Here is a 20,928-nt window from a genome sequence, read left to right on the forward strand (position 1 = left end):
GGCCCCGAGCCGTGGGCGGGCCAGCGCGAGGTGGTCGGCGCGTCGGTAGGGGAACGTACGGGCCAGCCCTTGAGCCGCGATAATTGTGCAATTCCGGGTGCCGACGCGGTTCAGAACGCGGAAGGCGACATGGTGGCGTGCGCAAGCGCAAGCGCGAGCGCCTCGACGACCCGGCGTGGTCGAAGAACTGGCACGTACGGACGCTCTTTGCGCGGGAATCGGGAGATCTCTCGTCTGACCAGTCGCAGCATGGGCTAGCCCGCATCGGGAAGTCATCAAAAGAATCTCAATTGGCGTCTTTCGCCAACGCGGATGAGGGTGGCAGTTGCCGAGCCAGGTGTGAATGCGCTTGTATGTTGGTGAGCGCAACACTACGCGCCCACCAACATACGCCAGCATATCGCCTGCTTCGCAGGGTCAAGGGTGCGCTACGCCAGGCTTCGCCTGCCCTTGACTCCCGCTGAGCGTTGCGGCAAGGAGATAATTATCGACTCACGAATCAGTATGAGAAATACCTTGACAGCTCCCTGCTCATAGAAGGGGGCGGTGCGCAGAAATGCGCCGCTGCTATCCGACAGATTACCCCTGAACGCCCCGGGCCTGCGGCTCGGGGGAATCCCGTCCGCCTGTTTGCCCCTGTTGCTCGGCGAACTAGAATCGCATCACCATCAGCATGCCGTAGAACAGCACAGCCAGGAACAGCGTCTCCAGCACCATCAGCGCCACCGGCTTCCAGCCCACGGACAGGATATCTTTGAGGTGAGTCTTCATGCCGATCGCCACCATGGCCATGACCAGACACCACTGCGAGGCGAACTGACCCGCCTTTACCAGGCCCGCAGGCAACCAGCCGGTGCTGTTGATCGCCACCAGCACCGCAAATGCCACGGCAAACCACGGCAGCAGCGGCGGGCGCGGACCCTTTCCGGCTTCCCCTTGTGCCCGCTGATGTCGTTGCGACAGCCACGCAGCCAGCGCGATCACCGGAAGCAGCATGGCCACCCGCATCAGCTTGACCAGCGTAGCAGCGTCACCGGCTTCGTGCGAGATGCTGTAACCGGCCCCCACTACTTGCGCCACGTCATGGATGGTTCCGCCGATAAAGGCTCCCGCCTGTAATGAGGGCAGAGCCAGCAGTTGCGCGAGCATCGGGTAAAGAACCATCGCCACCGTGGATAGCGTACTGACGGAGATCACCGTGAACAGCGTCGCGCGCTCCTTCAACGGATGCTGGGGCATGGCCGCTGCCAGGGCCAGCGCCGCGGAAGCACCGCAGATGGCCACAGCCCCGCCAGTAAGCAAGCCGAAGAACGTCTGGAACCCCATCAGTCGAGCCAGCACGATGCCGCACAGGATGGTCAGCGCCACCGCCAGCACGACCATGGCAACGGAGTGCCAACCCAGTGCCGCCACCTGCGAGGCAGTAATGCGCAATCCCAGCAGGGCCACGCCCAGCCGAAGTACCTGCTTGGCGCTGAAGTCGATACCGGAAGCGCTGGAGGATTCCCTGGACAGGAAGTTAAGCGCCATGCCCAACAGCAAGGCGAACAGCATCACCGGCGCGTGGTAATGCTCGGCGAGCGACATGGCTGCAACTGTCACCACCGCGCTGACGCCCATGCCGGGCAGATAGCCCCGGATGGTACTTAACAAGGTCGGGTTCAGAAATCTTACGGACATGGCCGTCTCTCCAATGCATCGATGTTTTACCAGCCTGTCCGCCCAGGAGGGTTCTGGCCGATCTTGCAGACGCCGGTCCTCCGGCCCTGCGAGACCAAGGCGTTGACTTCCAGACCAGTGCCCTTACTGGGCCGACGGCTGGCGTCGTTCCGCCGCAGCATGCGTGAGCGCGCAGGCCCGACTCCGTTCGCCTGGGGATACCCGCCAAAGCAGGGCACTACCTGGCATGCCAGGATCTACGAACCGCTGGCGCCCTCAGGCTTCGCGAGTCTCGACCGATCGCCAGGCAATGCTCTGTCGCGTGGCTCGTCACAGGCAGTCGAGCGCATCCTTGTCGAGCGCCAGCAGCTTCACCGTCGTGGCGGACTGTCGCATCTCCACATGCGCACCTGTGAATGTGTCGGTGACCTCCACGAGGTCTCCATTCGGACTTCTGACAATCAAGCCATTCGCGCGAGGAAAGCGCTGCACGGGATCATTCGGCGACAGGATGTCCGACCAGCGATCGATCACGCAGGTGCCGTAGCTCTGCACAGTCTTGTGCGTGTCGGCAATGAAGGTGGGCGGGCGTGCCTGCACCTCCGCAATCGGATCCGACAGGTCCGGATGGCGGCCTCGGCAAACTCCCGATCGCTTTGCGGTGCGCCAGTCTCAGCGAGCGATGCCTTTGGACCCCTTCTTGTCGCGTCGCCACCTGCCTTGCGGAGAAATCGGTGTGGAGATGGACACGCCATCTTGACGGCCAGCGCGGGCTAGGGATTTGCGCATGCTTAACTCTTCGCTTGCCTGGCGCACTGGCGACTTGTCCGATCGCGTCGAATTGCCAGGCAACGTTGGTTGCTATCCCGACAATGTAGGCAGCAATCCGGGGTGAGGCTTTGCATTGCAGGCCACTCACTTGACTTTTCATGCCAGCGGTCTCCAAAAATAGCCGCCGCATGGCCTGCCCTCAGTTGAGGCATCTGCCAAGGCGCAACTGAACTTTATGAATGAGCCGGCTCCTCATGCGCAGCACGGAGCGCCAAGCGCATTTGCCATCGCTCTGATGGATAGCCGAGAGATTGCTAAGTACGGGATTCCCGGTCGGAGACAGCGTGCGATAGAGTTGGGGCGGATTCAAGTGAGCCTTGCTGAGCAAGACCGCTCGCGAATTGTGGCACAGCGTACCGAGCTTGCCCAGACCGACAGCCGATGCAAAGGTAACGCGAGCAGCGGCGATTTAGGTACAGTCAGTGACCCGTATGCCAATCCTCGACCGTCAGTTGCGCGACGCGGGCGAATTCCCGGATATTGTGCGTCACGAGAATCAGGTTACGCGCCCTCGCCTGCCCTGCAATCAAGACGTCATAAGGGCCGATCAGCGTACCGACGGCCGCCAGCTGCGCGCGAATCTCTCCGGCATGCTGAGCGTCCTCGGCATCAAACGGTACCACCTCGAACTGCAAAGCTTCGATGCGTGCCAGGTTCGCAGCCGCCCGCTGACTCTTGTAGGCACCATAGAACAGCTCATGGGCAACGATTGACGGCAGCCCGAAATCGGACGGCAGGTGCGCACGCAGTCGCTCAAGCACGGTTGGCTCTCCCTTGAGCATCGCTATCACTGCGTTGGCATCGAGCAGATATTTCATCTGAACACATCCAGTCCAGGACGCTCCTGTCCAGCAGGTTGGGTGACCGCTGCCGACTCGAAATCGGCATCAACCGGTCCGATCAGCGGGGTCAGCCATGCCCAGTCTTGCGGGACAGGTTCCAGGATCACCGCAGCCCCGTGCCGACGGATACGGACTTCCGTACTGTCAAACCGGAAATCCTTGGGCAGCCGCACGGCCTGGGAGCCACCATGGCGGAAGATTTTGGCGAATTCCATTTCACCCTCTATGTGTATCTACAAAACATAGATATATTATACGACCGCAGTCGCCGATTCAACCGCTCTGGCCGTATGCGGCGTTCGAGTCCCTTTGGAACATTAAGTATTCGTGTGCCGCAGAAGCCCTTTCCATGCGGCCTTTCTCGCGTTCGGGCAAACGATGCGCCATGGCGGTGACGCCCTCGGGTTTTGTCGAGCCCATCAGTATGAAAAGCCCGCCCTAAAGGCCTGTCCGGAGTGGTGCGCGGCGATGCTCTCGGGGTCGCTCGCTGGTCAAGGCAGAGGATTTACGGGACAGGCGGGAATAAGCGCCCGTTATCGAACCTTGATGCCCGTCCGCAGTTGCCGTCGGTCAGGGCGGCAGTCCGCATGGCCCGGCCGCGCTTCCGCCCGCCTCGCCCCGGTGGCCGCGGTGATGACCTGGGCGCCTGCCTGACTGGCTTGGGGGTCACGCCCAACGGCAGTGGCCGGCCGGTACAAGCCGTAGGCCAGTAAGCCGACTTGGCCGCTCGAACGTCTCCTCCACTTCGAACCGAGAGGCGGGCGACATGAGTCGGCGCATAAGATAGCCCAAAGCGAACTAGCGGACGCGGTGACCATGGGTCGCGCAGAGCTGTGAAGCGCGCTGTACTATGAAGCGTTGACCCTGGGTAAAGACTAAGGGCCAAATGTTCGCAGCTGGATTGCGTCACATTGAGTCATCTGTCCTTGAAACGTTTTTCCGCGGTCGCCGAATATCTCCGAGCCCGTCCAGCTCGCACGCGACAACCTATGGGAGTAGAGCCATGGTCGCAGTCAAACACGAGGATCTTTCTATGGCCTTCGACTTCGTTAGCTACGCGGCGCCGATGGAGCACAACGCGTATGTCTCGCTCGATACGGGCAAAGTCTATTGGGCCTCTGATTCCAATGACGCGTTCGACGAGGATATTCCTGACGACCTTGAAACTTCGGACCGATACCTTGCGATACCACATAAGAACGATCTCGATCTTGGAAGAACTCTCGTCTTGCGCTTTGTCGCACAAGAGCTGCCTGCGTCTTACGACCAGGTCGAAGGATTTTTCCAACGGCAAGGGGCTTACTCGCGCTTCAAGGATTTGCTGCGGCGCAAGGGCGTTCTCGAGGTCTGGTATACGTTTGAAGCCGACTCTGTCGAAAGAGCGCTGAGACAATGGTGTGCCGAGAACGGGCTTGAGATTCTTGAAGCGTGACGGGCCGGTTAGTCAGGCCAAAATGTTTGGCCGCACAGGTTATCCTTCGGGAATTCGGGCGACGCCGTGACAAAGCAATCACCTACCTAGCGCCGAGTCCGATCGGAACACGCCAATCGCCAATCGTTGATTATCGGCCAGTTTAAGTCATTCGCCCTCGGTGGAACCAATGACTGAAACGGCCCCGAACTCGAAGGCTACCGCTGCGGCTTAAGATGTCTGGGCAATCCGAATACGTCTACAGCTCGCAGTGAACATTCGTGAACTGGCGATCTTCAATCTTGCCCTGGACAGCAAACTGCGCGGTTGCGACCTTGTCAACCTGGTTCTGGCCGATCAACTTGCCCTTGTCGGTTCGCGGGCATAGAACGATATCGCAACCGTCGTATGCGAGCGCTATCACGAGGCCTTGGCTATAGGTGTTGGCGGTCCTAAGTTTCTCGAGCATTCACGCTCTCTCGGCGCCCGAGTATCTTCAGGTGACAAGCACAGCCTCGCAAGAGGCTTAGCAACTGCCGCCCCCCTGTGGAGAGAGGTCCGATACTTGGGGACCGCCATGTAGGGACGACGCCCCTAAGCTGGCACGGGTGAGTGCGCACGCAGCCCGCGCGGCCGGCTCCTCCATTGACCTGGGCTGGCACTCCCAATTGCATCCGCATTACCTCGTCGACCCACAGCGAAAATGCATCTCGCTACGCGGCCTGCGCCGTGACTGACCGCTGACCAAGAAGTGCCGGCCTTGGTGACGCGGCTGCGGCCTAGGCCTCCCGGGTCTGCTGGAAGAACGCGAGAGGCACTTCCGGGCCCCATATCCACAACTGATCATCCGTTCCCTCGACTGTCGTTGCCGGAACTGTGTTGTCGTAGAGGTCGCCATCGGCGTAATGCTCGACGCGGAACCCATCCGGATCCCACCAGTAATCGAATACCTGGCTGCCAAGGACATGGCGGCCGACGCCCCAGTGGGCCTTGTAGCTCTTCGCCTTCAACCACTCATGACCCATATGAACCGCGTCGAAATCCTGAACCTCGAAGGAAACATGATGGACGTTCGTAGCTTCGGCCTTTGCGATCAGAAGCGTGTGGTGATCGGTAGGCGTCGCTCCCTGATCACAACGCATGAAGAATCCGAGGTATTCGTCTGCGGAGCCAGCTTGCAGCATCGAGTCTGAAACAATCATGCCCAAGTTGCGAACAGCCCAGTCCCTTGCAGCCACGGGATCAGGTACGCCCAAGGCGATATGCCCTAAGCGAAGCACCTGGCACGGTCCGCGACGGGGCCGTTGTGGTACGTTGAACCGTGCCTTCCGGATGCCCTCATTAAGCACGGACGGCGGATGCACCGGCAACTCCGCGACGTCCTCGATGCCGTGAACCAATTCGAGCCTTACACCGCCTGGCAACTCGACGTCAACACACAGGCCACCGCCGGGACGGTCAAGTTCACGAATTCGTGACGCCCCCTCGAAACGCATCGCATGCGTCAGATCTTCCACACTGTCCACTTCGAGGCCGATCGCCTTGAGTGACGGTTCGGCGGACTGTTCCGCCACATAAAGATAGGGACTGGATAGAGCCCCCCTGAAATAGGAAGCGCGCCCGGACCAATCTACGGGAACAAGGCCAAAGTCAGCCATGAAACTCCCGGTCTTGGCGAGGTCGCTAACCCCATAGACCACATATTTTCCACCACGAATCTTAATCACAACGGTCTCCTTACGAATATTTTTCTTTGGCCACGGCGGGATGGGAATCAGGACAATCTCGTTCGAGCATTCTCGGGCTTTCCCCCGTCAATCAACAAGCCAGGGAACAGCTATATGCAGATGGCAGATGCCTCTGGCAAGCTCGGCAAGTTCGCCGCGGTGATGTTGTCCCCTGATGCCAGCCTGCTGGCTTGGCCTATGGTCTCTAGTTCCTTGCAACGATGGGCGTTGTCACCGCTACGATGCCCTGCACAGCCACCTCGACGACCGATCCGGGCTTGGCGTAGATGCGCGGATTCCGGCCAAAGCCGACACCCGCTGGTGTACCGGTAGCGATCAGATCTCCGGGCTGCAAGCTGATCGTCCGTGTGATGAATTCAATGATCCGTCCCACGGAAAACACCATGTCGGCCGTGGTGCCGTCCTGCATGACTTCGCCGTCCACTCTGGTCGTCAACCGCGTGTTCGCGAGATCCACCGAGTCTGCGGTAGCGATGATCGATCCGACAGGGCCGCTGCTGTCGAGATTCTTGCCAAGGCCCCACTGGCCCGTGCTGAGCGTCATGCTCTGAAGCTGGGAAGCTCGTCCACTCAGATCATTGAAAACCGTGTAACCCAGTACCCCGTCCAGCGCTTCGTCCTCATCCGCTTCAAGCAGCGGCTTCCCAATGATCGCCGCCAGCTCTACCTCCCAATCGACGCCATCCGGCTCCGTCGATGGCACTGGTACAGCGGTGCCCGACGTCACCAGCGTCGAAGCCCAGCGCGCAAACAGATTGGGGAAATGCGGCGTCGGCAGCCCGCCCTCCTTGCCATGCTCAACATAGTTGATTGCTACACAGATGATCTTCGCACTGGGTGGAACGGGTACCGCCAAGGTAACGTCGGCCAGCGGCAGAGAGCCCTTGCGCAGTGTCCGTGCCTGCGTCAGCCAGCCATCCGTATCCTTGTAGAAGCTGCCCAAGGACGTCAAGGGGGTGATGAGGCCATCGGCCAGGGCACCGATGTCGGCCTCGAGTTCGACGGCGGCGTTGGAGGGACGATAGGCAATCAGGTGCATGCGAATTCTCCATGGATATTGGAATTGCCCTACTGCAATTCAGCAGGGGGTCACCGCAGGAGCGCGGCATCCGCCAATGGATGGCGGGATAAAATGAACCTCAGGCGCTGCCACTGAAGGCAAGTGATATGGGCAACGCCTTCTGGTCTGGTTCGGGCCATCGCTGCGATACAGTCTTGAGCTTGGTGTAGAAACGTGCGGCGTCTGGCCCGTAGAGATGGGATTCACCGAACTTCGAGCGGCGCAGGCCGCCGAAGTTGAAGTAGCCCACGGGAAGCGGCACCGGAACGTTAACCCCGACCATGCCAGACTCGATCTCGTTCGTGAAGCGATGCGCCGCCTTTCCGTCGCGGGTGAAGATGACCGCGCCGTTCCCGTAGGCGTGCCGGTTGGTGATGGCGATGGCTTCGTCGAGTGTCGCCGCGCGCATGATGCCGCGCGCCGGTCCAAAGACCTCTTCCTTGTAGAACTCCATGTCCCACGTTACGTGGTCGATCAGGGTAGGGCCGAGGTAGTAGCCACGTGCATGGCCCGGTACGCTCAGTTCGCGCCCGTCGATGACGAGCTCTCCTCCCGCGTCCACGCAATCGCCAATGGCCCGCTCCACCGCCAGCTTGGACTGCGCTGAGATTACGGCCCCAAAATCGGCGGCGGGATCGTCATAGGCGCCCACCTTGAGCGCCTGGATCTTTGGCACGACGAGTTCGCGCAGACGCTCCGCTGTTCCTGTGCCGACGGGTAGCAGCAATGACACAGCCATGCAGCGCTGGCTCGCCGAGCCATAGCCGGCGGAGACGAACGCATTGGCTGCGGCCTCAAGATCAGCGTCGGGCATCACCACCATGTGATTCTTGCCGCCGGCAAAGGCGGCCACGCGCTTGTTATGCGAGGTACCCTTCTGATAGATGTACTCGCCAACGGTCGTAGAACCCACAAAGCTGACGCCTGCGATCCCGGGATGTTCGAGCATCCCATCGACCACCTCCTTGTCGCCCTGTACCACATTGAAAACGCCATCGGGCAACCCCGCTTCTTGCCACAGGCGCGCAAACTCTAGCGCAGCGCTAGGCACCTTCTCCGACGGTTTCCAGACCACGCCATTGCCAACCGCCACGGCCATCGCGGTCATCACGGCAGGCACCATGATGGGGAAGTTGAATGGCGTAATGCAACCGACCACGCCGATTGGCACGCGCATCGAGAACACGTCGATGTCGCCGCCGACATTGGTGGCGTACTCTCCTTTTGTCACGTGTGGCGCATTGGTCGCGAACTCGATGGCCTCGATCGCGCGGCCGATCTCTCCCTTTGCGTCGGCAGTGGTCTTGCCGTGCTCGCGACCGATGATCTCAGCGAGCAGGTCGATATTGGCGATCATCAACTCGCGAAGCTTGAAGATGACGGACTGGCGCGTTGCATGCGAGGCCCGGCCCCAGCGCTTGCCTGCCTCGGTGGCGGCCGCGACCGCACGATCGAGCGTGGCTCGGTCCGCATAGGCGCAGCGCGCGATTTCCTCCCCCGTCGAAGGGTTGAAGACCGGGCCAGTACGAGCGCCACTGCCGGCCTCGTGCTTTCCCGAAATAAAGTGTCCGATGTGTTCTGCCATGATTTGTGTGCCTCCGTGAGCAATGAGCCCGTACTTGATTGGTTTGTCTCGTTCACTGCACATGCAGACGCTTGCACCTCTGCGAATGCGCCCCCGTTGCCGCGCGATAGCGGCTTTGCAGTGACACCGTAGGGCCGATGCTACATCGCTATTTATGCATTTTGTGTGGCAAAATATGCAAGCAAGCTATGCGTTTTTGCATATTTGGAGGCGCCTTGAATCAGTTCAATTGGGACAACTTGCGGGTATTTCTCGGCGTGGCGCGGGCGCAATCCGCGTTGGAGGCGGCACATGAGCTCGACATGAATCAGTCCACCATTTCACGTCGGCTGGCGCGACTCGAAGAGGACATTGGATCGAAACTGTTTGACCGGAGCTCGCAAGGCCATCGCCTCACGAGCGCGGGTCACCGCCTGCTGGAGCATGTCGAGAAGCTGGAGAGCACGCTCGCGACCGTCGAATCCGAAGTCTTTGGCGATACCCTGGCGCTGACCGGCGAGATACGGTTGGGCGCCACGGAGGGGTTCGGCAGCTACTTTCTCGCGCCGCATCTGGCGCACTTCTGCACACGCCATCCTGGGATCACTGTCGACTTGCTGCCGATGCCGAGGAACGTCAATTTGTCCAAGCGCGAAGCCGATGCTTCCGTTACCGTCGATCGGCCTACCACTGACACCTTTGTCACCAGCAAGCTTGCACAGTACCGCCTGCTTCCGTATGCGACTCAGGACTATTTACGCCGCCACCCGCCGATTGGTGGTCTGGCAGACCTTCCCGGTCACCGATGGATCGACTACGTGGACGATCTGGTCTTCGCAAAACAGCAGTTCAGTCTGCACAAGTGGCTGCCCGCGGCAAAGCCGTTCATGCGTAGCACTAGCGTTATCGCTCAACTCCAGGCCGTCCGCTCCGGGCTCGGCATGGCAGTCTTGCCGTGTTTCCTAGGGTCCGTTACCGAAGGTCTCGTTCCCATCCTACCCGCCGAAATTGACATCACTAGAACCTTTTGGCTCGTCGCACCGCAGGAACGAAGAGAGCTCGCCAGAATCAAGGCACTATGGGACTACCTCCGACGAGTTGCCGACGCAAACGCCGATTTCCTCATGGGCAAGTCTGCAAGCATTGAATGGCTGCCCCGTTAAGCGCTCAGGCCCGGCTTTTGAAATGGGTTCTAAAGTGGATATCCGGATCTCCAGCATGTGAGCGAATCGCGTCCGATGATTCCACAAGCATTGAGCTTTAGGGCACATCCTATGATCTTAAATGCTCAAGGTGGAAACGTACCCGCCCTTGTCTCGCCCGTCCTGCTCATCGACGCCTTCCCTGTTTTGCTTTGGCCCGGGCTCCCGGCGGCCTTCCTATCGGCGGTGAAATGGACTCGGAAACTGCGCTCCAGACCACAAATTCGGTATTGGCCGACGAACCGGCATCCAGGCTCTGCCTTGCGGAGGTCCGGTGGGCGCCCATAATCGGTCACCCAAGGCGGGGATGGCGATCCATCGGCCGTGTCGGCCCTTCGGCGCTGCGCAGTCGAATGGCTCAAGGTTCGGAAGAGACCGCGCTCCCTGTCGACTGGAGATGGCGTACGTCATGCATGGGCTCTACAGCATCCTCTTCAGGAGTCCCACATGAAACCGAACAAAGCGTGCCCTGTGGTGCTGAGAAAAGCGTAGAACCGCCTTGAGATCCCGCGGAGCTTGTATAGGGCAGTCAACCCAGCTCAGTTCCACTCAGTTCCATAAACACCCGGCAAAGCGGCTCCATGCCCCGGCATCCTCCTCGTCAAACCGGCCAGCCACGGGGCTGTCCACGTCCCATACGCCGATCAGCGAACCATTGGCGGCAATCAGCGGTACGACGATTTCAGAGCGCGACGCCGCGTCGCAGGCTATATGGCCGGAAAGGCATGGACATCGGGGACGACCTGCGTCTGACGCGTGTGCGCCGCTGTCCCGCACACGCCCTTTCCCATCGGAATCCGCACGCAGGCCGGCCTGCCTTGGAACGGTCCGACCACCAGTTCGGCGCCGTCGTAGAAGTAGAACCCTGCCCAGTTCAGGTCGGGCAGCGAGTGGTAAATCAGCGCCGAGAAGTTGGCGGCGTTGGCAAAGCGGTCATGCTCATCCGCCAGCAGCGCACGGGCCTATGTGACGAGTTCGGCGTAGTGCGGAGTGACGAATCGTCGGAAAGCTGGAACATGATCAGGTTCGTGAAGGGAGTGGCGTGCCCATGCCGGGCGCCGCGGGATTTTCGCACGAGGCGGAATCCCGCACTGCGGCGTCAGGTACCGGATTTAGTCAGCAACACGGGATCGTTGCGATAGAGATCGGGAAAGATCTGCTTCAGGTTGCCGATCTTGGGCAGGTCGTAGATCACGATGTACGGATAGTCCGGATTCTTCATCAGGAAGTCCTGGTGATAGGCTTCCGCCGGATAGAACCCCTTGTAGTCTTCCACGCGCGTCACGATGGGTGTCCGGAATACCTTGGCTGCGCCAAGCTGGGCAATATAGGCTTCGGCAATCGTGCGCTGTGCCGGCGTGACCGGGAAGATCGCGGACCGGTACTGCGTGCCGTGATCGGGCCCCTGGTAATTGAGCTGGGTCGGGTTGTGCGCCACCGAGAAAAAGACTTGCAGCAACTTGCCGTAGCTGACTTGCGCCGGATCGTAGCGGATCTCGACGGATTCCGCGTGGCCGGTCGTGCCTGTGCCTACCTTTTCGTACTGCGCCGTGCTGGCCGCGCCACCGGCGTAGCCCGATGTGACGCGCGTCACGCCACGCACGTGCTGGAATACGCCCTGGACGCCCCAGAAACAGCCGCCGGCAAACACGGCCGTCGCGGTATGGGCATCGCCGGACTTCTCGTCCTGCGTGGGGGCGGGGATGCGTACTGCTTCCTCGGCGGACAGTGCGGGCCGCTCCCAGACGGCGGCAACGGCCACCAGCATGGCCAGGCCCATGAGCTTGAGCGTGGCGGGGCGCGTCCAGCGCTGCAGTGCTGCAGTCGCGTTCATGATGAGGTTCCTTGGGTTCGAAGGTTAGCCAAATGTGAAGGCATAGGCCTCCACGCCGGGATCGAGGAATTCGATGGCAAACGTGCGGTCCCTGACCTCGCCGTCCTGCCGCACCAGTTGGTAGAGGCGCTGGGCCGATACCTCGCCGGATCCATCCGGCGAGGTATCGGTGCCGTGCGACGCGCCCGGTGCGGTGCCGTCAATCGTCACGCGAAACCTGACCGGTTTGCCGTCCTGAGCCGGACCGAGCACGAGGTGCAGGTCGCGTGCGTGGAAGCGGTAGACGATGCGGCCGTTCGCGCGGTCAAGCGTGGCGTGCTCCGCGCCGATGCGCCAGTTGCCGGCAAGGCCCCATTCGTTCAGATCTAGCTTCGCGGGTGCCGTGTAGTCCTTCGGCCGGTCATGCACCGCGCCGCCAGGCGAGCTGAAGTTCTCCCCGCGTTCGTAGCCAACGTAGGTTTCCGGCGATAGCATTGCACTGTTGTCCGCCGCCATCTGCACTCCATTCCCGGCCTTGTCGTTTAACGTGGACGGAGTGGCCGTCGCAATCCTCGCCACATCGGCGTGGCCGGCTTCTGCCAGCAGTTGGCGGATCACGGCTTCGGAGCGTTCGTATTCACCCTCGCCGAAATGATGAAAGCGGATACGGCCCTGCGCGTCAATGAAGTAGTGCGCGGGCCAGTACTGGTTGCCGAAGGCGCGCCAGATGGCGAAGTTGTTGTCGATCGCCACCGGGTAGGTCACGCCGAGATCGCGGGAGGCTTTCTTCACGTTGTCGATATTGCGTTCAAATGCGAATTCCGGTGCGTGGACGCCGATGACGATGAGCCCCTGCTCCTTGTATTTGTCGGCCCACGCCTTCACGTAGGGCAGCGTGCGCAGGCAGTTGATGCAGGAATAGGTCCAGAAGTCGATTAGCACGACCTTGCCGCGCAGGCCCTCGGCGGTCAGGGGCGGCGAGTTCAGCCATTCGACGGCACCGTTGAGTCCCGGGAATTGGCCTTCGACCGGCAACGCCGCGACCTGGCCCTCGCCGGCACGCATCATCATCGCGCCCGCACTCGCGGCAGGCGTTGCGCCCGGTATCGTGCTTTCCGGATTCGCGCTCATCGTCATCGCGCCGCCCTGCTTCCCGGCAGCCTTGTTGCCGGCCAGCTTGTCGACGAGGTGCTGCTCCAGTCCGCCCGTGGCAATCGTCGACACACGCGCCAGCACGCCGGTATCGAGACCCAGGCCGATTGCCACCACCCCGGCCAGCATGGCGGCACCGATCCCGCGGCGAATCCATTCGCCGGCATTGAGCGAACGCTTCATGGCCGCGAAAACGCGTCCGCCGATCAGCAGGGCCACCGCCAGCGACGTCGCCGCACCGGCCGCATACGCCACCAGCAGTAGCGTGGTGCCGAGATTGGCGCCTTGCAGTGCCGCGCCCGTCAGCACGAGGCCCAGGATCGGTCCGGCGCAGGGCGCCCAGAGCAGCCCGGTGGCGATGCCAAGCAGGAACGACGATCCGGGACTGGCCGCGCGGCCATCAGATTGCGCGAAATTGGACAGGCGGCTGCCGGCGTTGACCAGCGGGCGCATCAGCCGCTCGGAAAACTGCGGCAGCAGCAGCGTCAGGCCAAACACGGCCAGCAGCGCGATGGCGAGCCAGCGTCCATATTGGTTGGCCTGCGCCACCCAGCCGCCGCCCACGGCCGCCAGGGTGGCCACGAGCGCGAAAGTGATGCCCATGCCAGCCAGCAGCGGCAGGCCGCTGCGCGCAAAGGGCTGGTCGGCGCGGGCGAACACGAACGGCAGTACGGGCAGGATGCATGGGCTCAGGATGGTGAGCGCACCGCCGAGATAGGCCAGGATCAGGAGCAGCATGATTTTGTGTGTGCCGTCAGGGAGGGCTTCAGGCGGCGGGCCGGAATGTCATGGCGACGCCGTTCATGCAATAGCGCAGGCCGGTCGGCTTCGGGCCGTCGTCGAAGACGTGCCCCAGGTGACCGCCGCAGCGCCGGCAATGGACCTCGGTGCGCAGCATGCCGAAGGCACGGTCCTCGGTGGTGGCCACGGCATGCTCCAGCGGTGCCCAGAAGCTGGGCCAGCCGGTACCGCTGTCGAACTTGGTCCTCGAAGAGAACAAGTCGAGCTGGCAACCGGCACAGGCAAAGATGCCGTTGCGGTGCTCGTCGTTGAGCGGGCTGCTGAAGGGACGCTCAGTGGCCTCGTTGCGCAGCACGGCATACTGGGCCGGGGACAGCTTCTGGCGCCACGCGTCGTCGCTCAGGGTGACCTCGAAGCGTTCCGCGGCCTTGCGGGTGTCGCCAGCACTGGGCGTGCCGCCGGCCAGCGCGCGCCAGCCGCCCACGGCGGCGAGCGTGGCGGCCATGGTGCCGCCGGACAACAAAAAGCGCCTGCTGATGCGCATGACGGACTCCCATGCAGGTTGAACCGATCGTGATGGCATCCTAGGCGCGAGGCCGTATCGGAGTCCTCGCCAAACCTTAAACAATCCGTGATAACTCGGTGGGCCGGATTTCTGCACAATAGTGCCATTACCGGCGACCATTTCTGGCCTGTCGACGATCGACCGGCGAACCGCTCATGGAACACCTCAAACGCATTCTGCTCGTCGAGGACGACGTTGGCATCGCCAACGTGCTGGCCATGCATCTGCGCGATGAGCGCTACGAGGTCGTCCACAGCGCCGACGGTGCCGAAGGCCTGCGGCTCCTGGAACAAGGCGGCTGGGACGCGCTGGTGCTGGATCTGATGCTACCCGGCGTGGATGGCCTGGAGATCTGCCGGCGCGCTCGCGCCATGACGCGCTACACGCCGATCATCATCACCAGCGCGCGTTCAAGCGAAGTGCATCGCATCCTCGGCCTGGAGCTGGGTGCAGACGACTATCTGGCCAAGCCATTCTCCGTGCTGGAACTGGTGGTGCGCGTCAAGGCGCTGCTGCGGCGCGTCGAGGCGATGGCCAGGGACGTGCGCGCAGACGCCGGCAGCCTCGAACTTGGCGGCCTGACGATCGATCCGCTGGCGCGCGAGGCCACGGTCGACGGGAAGCGGCTCGACCTGACGCCTCGCGAGTTCGACCTGCTGTACTTCTTCGCGCGCCATCCCGGCAAGGTCTTTTCGCGAATGGATCTGCTCAACGCGGTGTGGGGCTACCAGCACGAAGGCTACGAGCATACGGTGAATACGCATATCAACCGGCTGCGCAGCAAGATCGAAGCGGACCCGGCGCAGCCGCAGCGCATCCTGACGGTGTGGCGGCGCGGCTATCGGTTCGCGGCCGAGCCTGGCGCTGTCGGCCCGGTCGGTAGCGCCGGCGCAGGAGAGCCATGATGAATCTTTCGCTGACCCAGCGGCTGTCCGCAGTCTTCGCCGCCCTCCTGCTGGCCTGTTGCGGCGCGTCAGCGTGGCTGCAGGTTCGCTCCAATGCCATGCACGAGAAAGAAGTGGTCCAGGGCTTGTCGCGCGGGCTGGCTGCATACATCGGCCGCAATGCGCTGCTGGCGGACCAAAGTGCGCTTGACCCCGGGGCGCTGCGCCAGTTGTTCGGGCAACTGATGGTCTTGAATCCGAGCGTAGAAGTCTACCTCCTCGACGATACCGGCCGCATTCGCGGCCACGATGCTCCGAGTGGCCATCTGATCCGGGACCGCGTGGATCTGGCACCGGTCAAGGCCCTGATCGATGGCGGCGCGCCGCCTATCCTCGGCGACGATCCGCGCAGCGCGACGGCCCGCAAGGTCTTCAGCGCGGCACCGCTGCGGCAAGGCGGGTACATCTACGTGGTGCTGATGGGCGAGACCCACGACAAGCTGGCGGCGCAGGCGACGGAGAATTCCGTGATGCGGACCACGCTGTGGTCGATGGCGCTCGTGGCGGCACTCGGTCTGGTCGCGGGCCTGGTCGCCTTTGCGCTGATCACCAGGCCGCTCCGGCGGCTGACGCAAGCGATGCGGCAGTTCAATTCCGGCGGCGTCCCGCAACCTGCGATGTTGCCGGTGGCGGCGCCGGAGCAGCGCGACGAGATCGCCGCGCTTGAGACCGCATTCCGCCAAATGGCGGATCGCATCGAAGCGCAGTGGCGTACATTGACGCAGCAGGATCAGGAGCGCCGCGAGATGGTCGCCAATATCTCGCACGACCTGCGCACGCCGCTGGCGTCGCTGCACGGCTATCTGGAAACGCTGTCTCTCAAGGCCGACAAGCTCGGCCCCGAGGAGCGTCAGCGCTACCTGGCGATCGCGCTGGCGCAAAGCGTCAAGGTTGGCGGCCTCGCGCAGTCGCTGTTCGAACTGGCGCGGCTGGAACACGGAATGGTGCAGCCGACTCCGGAGGATTTCTCGATCGTGGATCTGACCCAGGATGTGCTCGAGAAATTTGCGCTGCCGGCGCAGGCCAAGCATCTGCAACTGCGCGCGGGTCTGCCACCGGCCTTGCCGGCCGTGACGGCGGACCTCGGCATGATCGAGCGCGTGCTGACGAATCTGCTGGACAACGCCATCCGGCACACGCCTGCGGAAGGCGTGGTCGAGGTCGACCTGGCTTATCGAGACGGCAAAGTGGCGGTTACCGTCAGCGACAACGGGCCCGGAATTCCGCCGGCGTTACGCGAGTCGATCTTCCAGCGCCCGTTCCCATCGGGCGGCGCGCACCGGGGCGGCGGGCTCGGGCTGCTAATCGTGCAGCGCATGCTGCAGCTCAACCATAGCCAGGTAAGGCTGGTCGAAGGCGCCAGCGGAACAACCTTGTGTTTCGAATTGCGCGTGGCCGGCGTGCCGAAATCGATCGGTTGAGAAACGTCGTATGGCTGGCTATTAGACGGCGTATGCCCGCAATACGATGCGAACCATTCGACTGGCGGACTTTCCATGCCCCGTGTCTGCCAGCTTCGCGTCGCACTTGACCAGATGCCTGGCAATGTCGTCGTACATGGCCGCGCCTGGCCCAGCACGAACAGGTGCTCCTCGCGCCAATTGCCCGTCAGCGCCTTGGTAAGCGCCTCGGCGCTGGCCTTGATGCGGCTGTGGCGGTGCCGGGCCAGTACCTTGGGATCGCGCTCGCCGGCCACGATGGCGCGGATGATTGCCTGGCCGGTCTGCCCCATGACGTCGTTGAGCACCTCGGTGAGCTGGAGGTTCATCTGCACCAGTGCCTTTTGCATGCGCTGCACCCAACTGGCCTGCTCGGTGAGCAACACCTCGCGCTGACGGGCCATTGCCCGCACCACACAGACTTCGCCATCAGGACGCCAGGCCGCGCGCAGCAGCCCCAAAACTCATCAGCTTCAGCATGTGCCCGGGCGCAAGAGCGACGTGCAGGACTGCCAGTGCCTGATCAACGGTGGGCACTAATCCCTTAGGAGCGCTTAGCCCTTGCCGATGCATTCGACCTCCGGTGCATGCAGCACGTACAGCTTGTTCTTGTCTTTGGGCCGCTGGCGGTCCAGGCGCCAGGGCGCGCTCGATCCACACATGCAATCCCTGTCGGCATAGTGACCCTCGCGCGCCGTTTGGCGATCGCCCTGTGGCGCCATCTGAAATTTGGAGAGAGGGCTGAGTGTTGCCCCGAGCGGAACCTTTCCCGGGCCTACCGAAGGCTTACTGCAACAGAGCCGCGCAAGGGCGCCGACCAGCGGCTTCCTCGCAAGAGGCGGCCATAGCGGAACGGTTCACGCTCGCCGCCTGATCCCCGCGCATTGGCTGGATGGAAAGCATTTCCCTTGCCGCCCCCAAGTGCCGCTGCGCCGAAACCGCTAGTCCACCGCGTCTTTGAAATAGCACCCCATTCGTCTAAATCTAAAAAATGAACTTGAACGGGCTCGAACGAGAGCAATTGTTGGCAGCCACGCGCAGCCAAACGGTGCGTGTGGCGGATTCGTCGGGCCAGGTTGATCCTGATGCTCAAGGACGGGGAATCGCGTGACGCGATCATGCAGCGGCTCGGTTGCGATTCGCGCTTTATCGCGCGTTGGTCGCGCCGGTTTCTGGCCGAGCGGCTGGCGGGCCTGTACGCACCCCATCCCGGCAGAGCCCCCGCGCGCGCGCCGGAGAAGCTTGAGGCGCGTGTGTTGAACACCACGCTCAAGCGCAAGCCAGCCGACGGCTCCACGCATTGGAGTAGTTACAAGCTGGCCGCAGAGTTGGGCAACGTGTCGGCCTCGACCGTGCAACGTATTTGGCGCAAACATGGTCTGCGCCCCCATCGACTGGCGCAGCACATGATCTCCAACGATCCGGACTTCGAGACCAAGGCTGCCGACGTCATTGGCTTTGTACCTGAACCCGCCGGCGCATGCGGTGGTGTTCTGCGTCGATGAGAAGACCGCGATCCAGGCATTGGACCGCAAAGACCGCATGTTGCCGCTGTCGCCCGGGCGTGCCGAAAGCCATGGATTCGAGTACAAGCGCAACGGCACCTTGAGCCTGTTTGCCGCGTTGAACACGGCCACCGGGGAAGTGCTAGGCAAGACCGCGGCGCGCCACACCAGCGAGCAGTTCGTGGCGTTTCTGACCGATATCGTGGCCCATCGGCCCGATGGTCAGGAAATCCACGTGATCTGTGACAACGTGAGCAGCCACAAGACGTGGCGCGTCCAGGAATTCCTGCGGGCCCATCGGCACGTGCACATGCACTTCACGCCCACATATTCGTCGTGGCTGAACCAGGTGGAGAATTGGTTCTCCCGTATCCAGCGTGACGTAATTAGTCGCGGCGTCTTTACTTCCGTGAAGGACCTGGACCGAAGCTGATGCGCTATATCCGTCAGCACAACGAGAATCCGGCACCCATCAAGTGGAAGTACAACGACCCATCTCGGCGAATTCGCCCGGTGCCATTTAATTGACGCAGTGTACTAGTCCACGCGCAGCGACGTGCACACGACCTCCTATTGCTTCGTGGCGTCCTTGCCCATTGACTCCTTGCTCATCGATTCCTTTCCCATCGCCTCTTTGCTCATGCCTTCCTTCTTCTCGTGGGGCTTCTTGGCGTGACTCTTGCTCATTTTTTCCTTCTTCATGTCCATGTCGTCCTTCCCCATGGTCTCTTTCGCCATGCCGCCGCTGGCACCCATGGCGCCCTTGCCCATCTCGTCCTTCTTCATCGCATCCTGCGCAAATGCATTGCCGGCAAGCAATGCCGCAGCGGAAAGCAGTAAAACAAGGCGCTTGTTCATGATGTTCTCCTTAAGTAGATAAGTAGGGGAAACCGGCAGACCTGCCGGGCAGGCTCGGGCGGCCATCAGGAGCCCCCAAACCAGTTATATCCCTTGTCCTCCCAATAACCGCCGGGATACTTGTTTGTGACGAAAATCGCGACAATATGCTTCGGATTCTTGTACCCAAGCTTGGTGGGCATGCGCAGCTTCATCGGAAACCCATACTTCGGCGGCAAGCGTTCGCCGTCATAGGTGAATGTGAGCAGGGTCTGTGGATGCAACGCAGTGGGCATGTCGATACTTGTGTAGTAGTCGTCGGCGCAGACAAAGCCCACATATTTTGCAGTGGTATCGGCCCCAATGCGCTTAAGGAAATCAGAGAAGCGCGTACCGCCCCACTTGCCGATGGCACTCCACCCTTCCACACAAATATGGCGAGTCACCTGCGACGTCTGCGGCAGCGCGTAGAGCTCTTCGAGGGTCCATGGCGTTTTGCGCGAGACCATGCCGCCGACTTCCAGTTGAAATCCCTCGGCATCTACCTCTGGCACTTCGTCAAGGCCGTAGTAGGCATTGAAAGGGAACGGCCGTGTCAGCCTTGACTCGGGGTAGGTCGGCGCCAGCTGGTTAGGGTCAAACAACCAGCCCTGCACGCGGTCGTTGAAGCGCGAAACTGCCATCAGGAACGATTCGACCGAAGGCTCATTGGTAATGCTGCAACCGGTCAGCAGTAGTAACCCTCCGAGCGTGACGGCCTGCTTCCCGAACAATCGGCGCGAGGGCATGCTCAGTTCGCGGGTCGCATCGCGCAATATCAATTTGCGGTCAAGCTTGACGATTCGCTCAGCTTTACTCATGACCATTCTCCGCATCGAGACCTAGCGTCCGCGCAGCATGATGATGAATGTGCGTGGCACCAGCAGCACCATGACCACGTGGATGACAAGGAAGAGCGTAATCGCGCTCATGCCGATGAAGTGCACCCAACGCGCAGCGTCATAGCCTCCCATCAATACACGTAGGAGGGGAAATTGAACCGACTTCCAGATTGCAAGGCCAGACAGCACTGTCAGCACAATCAGCACCACCACGCCCAGGTAGAAAAGCTTCTGGGCTGCGTTGTAATCGGCCAGATTGGGGTGTGTGAGTTGGCCTCGCATGGCTGCTGCCATGTCACGCAGCGCCGCTGGGACGGAAAGTGGGAGGAAGCGCCGCCGGAAGCGGCCCGTGAGTAAATTCATCACCAAATAGAACAAGCCATTGGCGACAAGGAGCCACATTGCCGCAAAATGCCACTGCAGGGCCCCGGCCAGCCAACCGCCGAGCGTGATGGCATTGGGAAATCGGAAGTCAAATAGCGGCGAGGCGTTGTAGATGCGCCAGCCACTGAGCATCATGATGACCACCGCGATGGCATTCAGCCAGTGAGTGATTCGAACCCAGGCGGGCTGGACGGTAGCAGACGGGCGGCCGCGCGGCTCCAACTTTCGGGGCGACACCTGATGGGCAGTATTCACATTCTTTCTCCGATGTCAGGTGATACACGCGACCAGCGTCTCCACCACGTTCGTCGTCCTAGGCGAAATGAGCTTGCACAACGCCAAAGCTTTTT

17 protein-coding genes and 5 pseudogenes are annotated in these 20,928 nt (G+C 61.7%); 6 read left to right on the top strand and 16 right to left on the bottom strand.

The annotated features are described in order from the left end of the window. Window positions 1-651 precede the first annotated feature (651 nt). The 5 genes and pseudogenes from K307_RS04210 to K307_RS04225 all read right to left on the bottom strand — a co-directional run bounded on the left by K307_RS04210 (window position 652) and on the right by K307_RS04225 (window position 3,547). Window positions 652-1,680, bottom strand: coding sequence for a YeiH family protein (locus K307_RS04210; RefSeq protein WP_042876511.1), 1,029 nt, complete (start codon window positions 1,678-1,680; stop codon window positions 652-654). Between the two features lie 309 nt (window positions 1,681-1,989). Further along, the gene (locus K307_RS04215) at window positions 1,990-2,259 is read right to left on the bottom strand and encodes a hypothetical protein (protein WP_042876514.1); all 270 of its coding nucleotides are present in this window, start codon (window positions 2,257-2,259) and stop codon (window positions 1,990-1,992) included. A gap of 404 nt (window positions 2,260-2,663) precedes the next feature. Continuing rightward, window positions 2,664-2,809: pseudogene (locus tag K307_RS50900) on the bottom strand (addiction module antidote protein); the annotation flags it as partial. A gap of 100 nt (window positions 2,810-2,909) precedes the next feature. Beyond that, the gene (locus K307_RS04220; RefSeq protein WP_042876518.1) at window positions 2,910-3,308 is read right to left on the bottom strand and encodes a type II toxin-antitoxin system VapC family toxin; all 399 of its coding nucleotides are present in this window, start codon (window positions 3,306-3,308) and stop codon (window positions 2,910-2,912) included. Further along, window positions 3,305-3,547, bottom strand: a complete 243-nt coding sequence (locus K307_RS04225; protein ID WP_042876520.1) for an antitoxin — start codon at window positions 3,545-3,547, stop codon at window positions 3,305-3,307. Before K307_RS04225 ends, K307_RS04220 begins: the two co-directional genes overlap by 4 nt. 788 nt (window positions 3,548-4,335) lie before the next feature. Here K307_RS04225 and K307_RS04230 point away from each other — a divergent pair. Both K307_RS04230 and K307_RS49100 read left to right on the top strand, forming a co-directional pair. Beyond that, entirely contained in the window at window positions 4,336-4,764 is a 429-nt protein-coding gene (locus K307_RS04230) for a hypothetical protein (protein WP_042876522.1), read from the top strand. Between the two features lie 214 nt (window positions 4,765-4,978). Next, window positions 4,979-5,101: pseudogene (locus K307_RS49100) on the top strand (integrase); the annotation flags it as partial. 421 nt (window positions 5,102-5,522) lie between these two features. On the opposite strand, the gene K307_RS04240 reads toward K307_RS49100, so the two are convergent. The 3 genes from K307_RS04240 to K307_RS04250 form a co-directional block, all read right to left on the bottom strand. After that, complete coding sequence (locus K307_RS04240) at window positions 5,523-6,470, bottom strand: VOC family protein (RefSeq protein WP_155301064.1); 948 nt, start codon at window positions 6,468-6,470, stop codon at window positions 5,523-5,525. A 205-nt stretch (window positions 6,471-6,675) separates the two neighbouring features. Next, window positions 6,676-7,530, bottom strand: a complete 855-nt coding sequence (locus tag K307_RS04245) for a fumarylacetoacetate hydrolase family protein (protein WP_042876526.1) — start codon at window positions 7,528-7,530, stop codon at window positions 6,676-6,678. 100 nt (window positions 7,531-7,630) lie between these two features. Beyond that, window positions 7,631-9,136: a CoA-acylating methylmalonate-semialdehyde dehydrogenase gene (locus tag K307_RS04250; protein WP_042876528.1), complete on the bottom strand. Its 1,506-nt coding sequence runs from the start codon at window positions 9,134-9,136 to the stop codon at window positions 7,631-7,633. A 215-nt stretch (window positions 9,137-9,351) separates the two neighbouring features. On the opposite strand from K307_RS04250, the gene K307_RS04255 reads away from it, so the two are divergent. Then, entirely contained in the window at window positions 9,352-10,278 is a 927-nt protein-coding gene (locus tag K307_RS04255) for a LysR family transcriptional regulator (protein ID WP_042881289.1), read from the top strand. Window positions 10,279-10,846: 568 nt separating this feature from the next. On the opposite strand, the pseudogene K307_RS45515 reads toward K307_RS04255, so the two are convergent. From K307_RS45515 to msrB, 4 genes and pseudogenes are all read right to left on the bottom strand, one after another. Continuing rightward, window positions 10,847-11,279: pseudogene (locus tag K307_RS45515) on the bottom strand (GAF domain-containing protein); the annotation flags it as partial. Between the two features lie 137 nt (window positions 11,280-11,416). Further along, a complete protein-coding gene (gene msrA, locus K307_RS04260; RefSeq protein WP_042876530.1) occupies window positions 11,417-12,151 on the bottom strand; it encodes a peptide-methionine (S)-S-oxide reductase MsrA in 735 nt (244 codons plus the stop codon). Between the two features lie 24 nt (window positions 12,152-12,175). Next, on the bottom strand, window positions 12,176-14,020 hold the full coding sequence (locus K307_RS04265; RefSeq protein ID WP_042876532.1) for a cytochrome c biogenesis protein DipZ: 1,845 nt from the start codon (window positions 14,018-14,020) through the stop codon (window positions 12,176-12,178). 28 nt (window positions 14,021-14,048) lie between these two features. Further along, the gene (msrB, locus tag K307_RS04270) at window positions 14,049-14,567 is read right to left on the bottom strand and encodes a peptide-methionine (R)-S-oxide reductase MsrB (RefSeq protein ID WP_042876533.1); all 519 of its coding nucleotides are present in this window, start codon (window positions 14,565-14,567) and stop codon (window positions 14,049-14,051) included. A gap of 176 nt (window positions 14,568-14,743) precedes the next feature. On the opposite strand from msrB, the gene K307_RS04275 reads away from it, so the two are divergent. Together K307_RS04275 and K307_RS04280 are read left to right on the top strand one after the other, a co-directional pair. Further along, the gene (locus tag K307_RS04275; protein ID WP_042876536.1) at window positions 14,744-15,493 is read left to right on the top strand and encodes a response regulator transcription factor; all 750 of its coding nucleotides are present in this window, start codon (window positions 14,744-14,746) and stop codon (window positions 15,491-15,493) included. Further along, window positions 15,493-16,953: a sensor histidine kinase gene (locus K307_RS04280; RefSeq protein WP_042876538.1), complete on the top strand. Its 1,461-nt coding sequence runs from the start codon at window positions 15,493-15,495 to the stop codon at window positions 16,951-16,953. The genes K307_RS04275 and K307_RS04280 overlap by 1 nt, the downstream gene beginning before the upstream one ends. A 90-nt stretch (window positions 16,954-17,043) precedes the next feature. Here the strand turns inward: K307_RS04280 and K307_RS47455 are convergent. Continuing rightward, window positions 17,044-17,432: pseudogene (locus K307_RS47455) on the bottom strand (IS110 family transposase); the annotation flags it as partial. 530 nt (window positions 17,433-17,962) lie between these two features. Here K307_RS47455 and K307_RS04285 point away from each other — a divergent pair. Continuing rightward, a pseudogene (locus K307_RS04285) lies at window positions 17,963-19,004 on the top strand (IS630 family transposase). Window positions 19,005-19,046: 42 nt separating this feature from the next. Here K307_RS04285 and K307_RS04290 read toward each other — a convergent pair. The 3 genes from K307_RS04290 to K307_RS04300 form a co-directional block, all read right to left on the bottom strand. Beyond that, complete coding sequence (locus K307_RS04290) at window positions 19,047-19,334, bottom strand: pentapeptide MXKDX repeat protein (protein WP_042876540.1); 288 nt, start codon at window positions 19,332-19,334, stop codon at window positions 19,047-19,049. Between the two features lie 65 nt (window positions 19,335-19,399). Beyond that, the gene (locus K307_RS04295) at window positions 19,400-20,173 is read right to left on the bottom strand and encodes a molybdopterin-dependent oxidoreductase (RefSeq protein WP_042876542.1); all 774 of its coding nucleotides are present in this window, start codon (window positions 20,171-20,173) and stop codon (window positions 19,400-19,402) included. A gap of 21 nt (window positions 20,174-20,194) precedes the next feature. Then, the gene (locus K307_RS04300; RefSeq protein WP_042876544.1) at window positions 20,195-20,833 is read right to left on the bottom strand and encodes a cytochrome b/b6 domain-containing protein; all 639 of its coding nucleotides are present in this window, start codon (window positions 20,831-20,833) and stop codon (window positions 20,195-20,197) included. Window positions 20,834-20,928: the final 95 nt, after the last annotated feature.

Source organism: Cupriavidus necator A5-1, from assembly GCF_000744095.1.
GTDB classification, from domain to species: Bacteria; Pseudomonadota; Gammaproteobacteria; order Burkholderiales; family Burkholderiaceae; genus Cupriavidus; species Cupriavidus necator_A.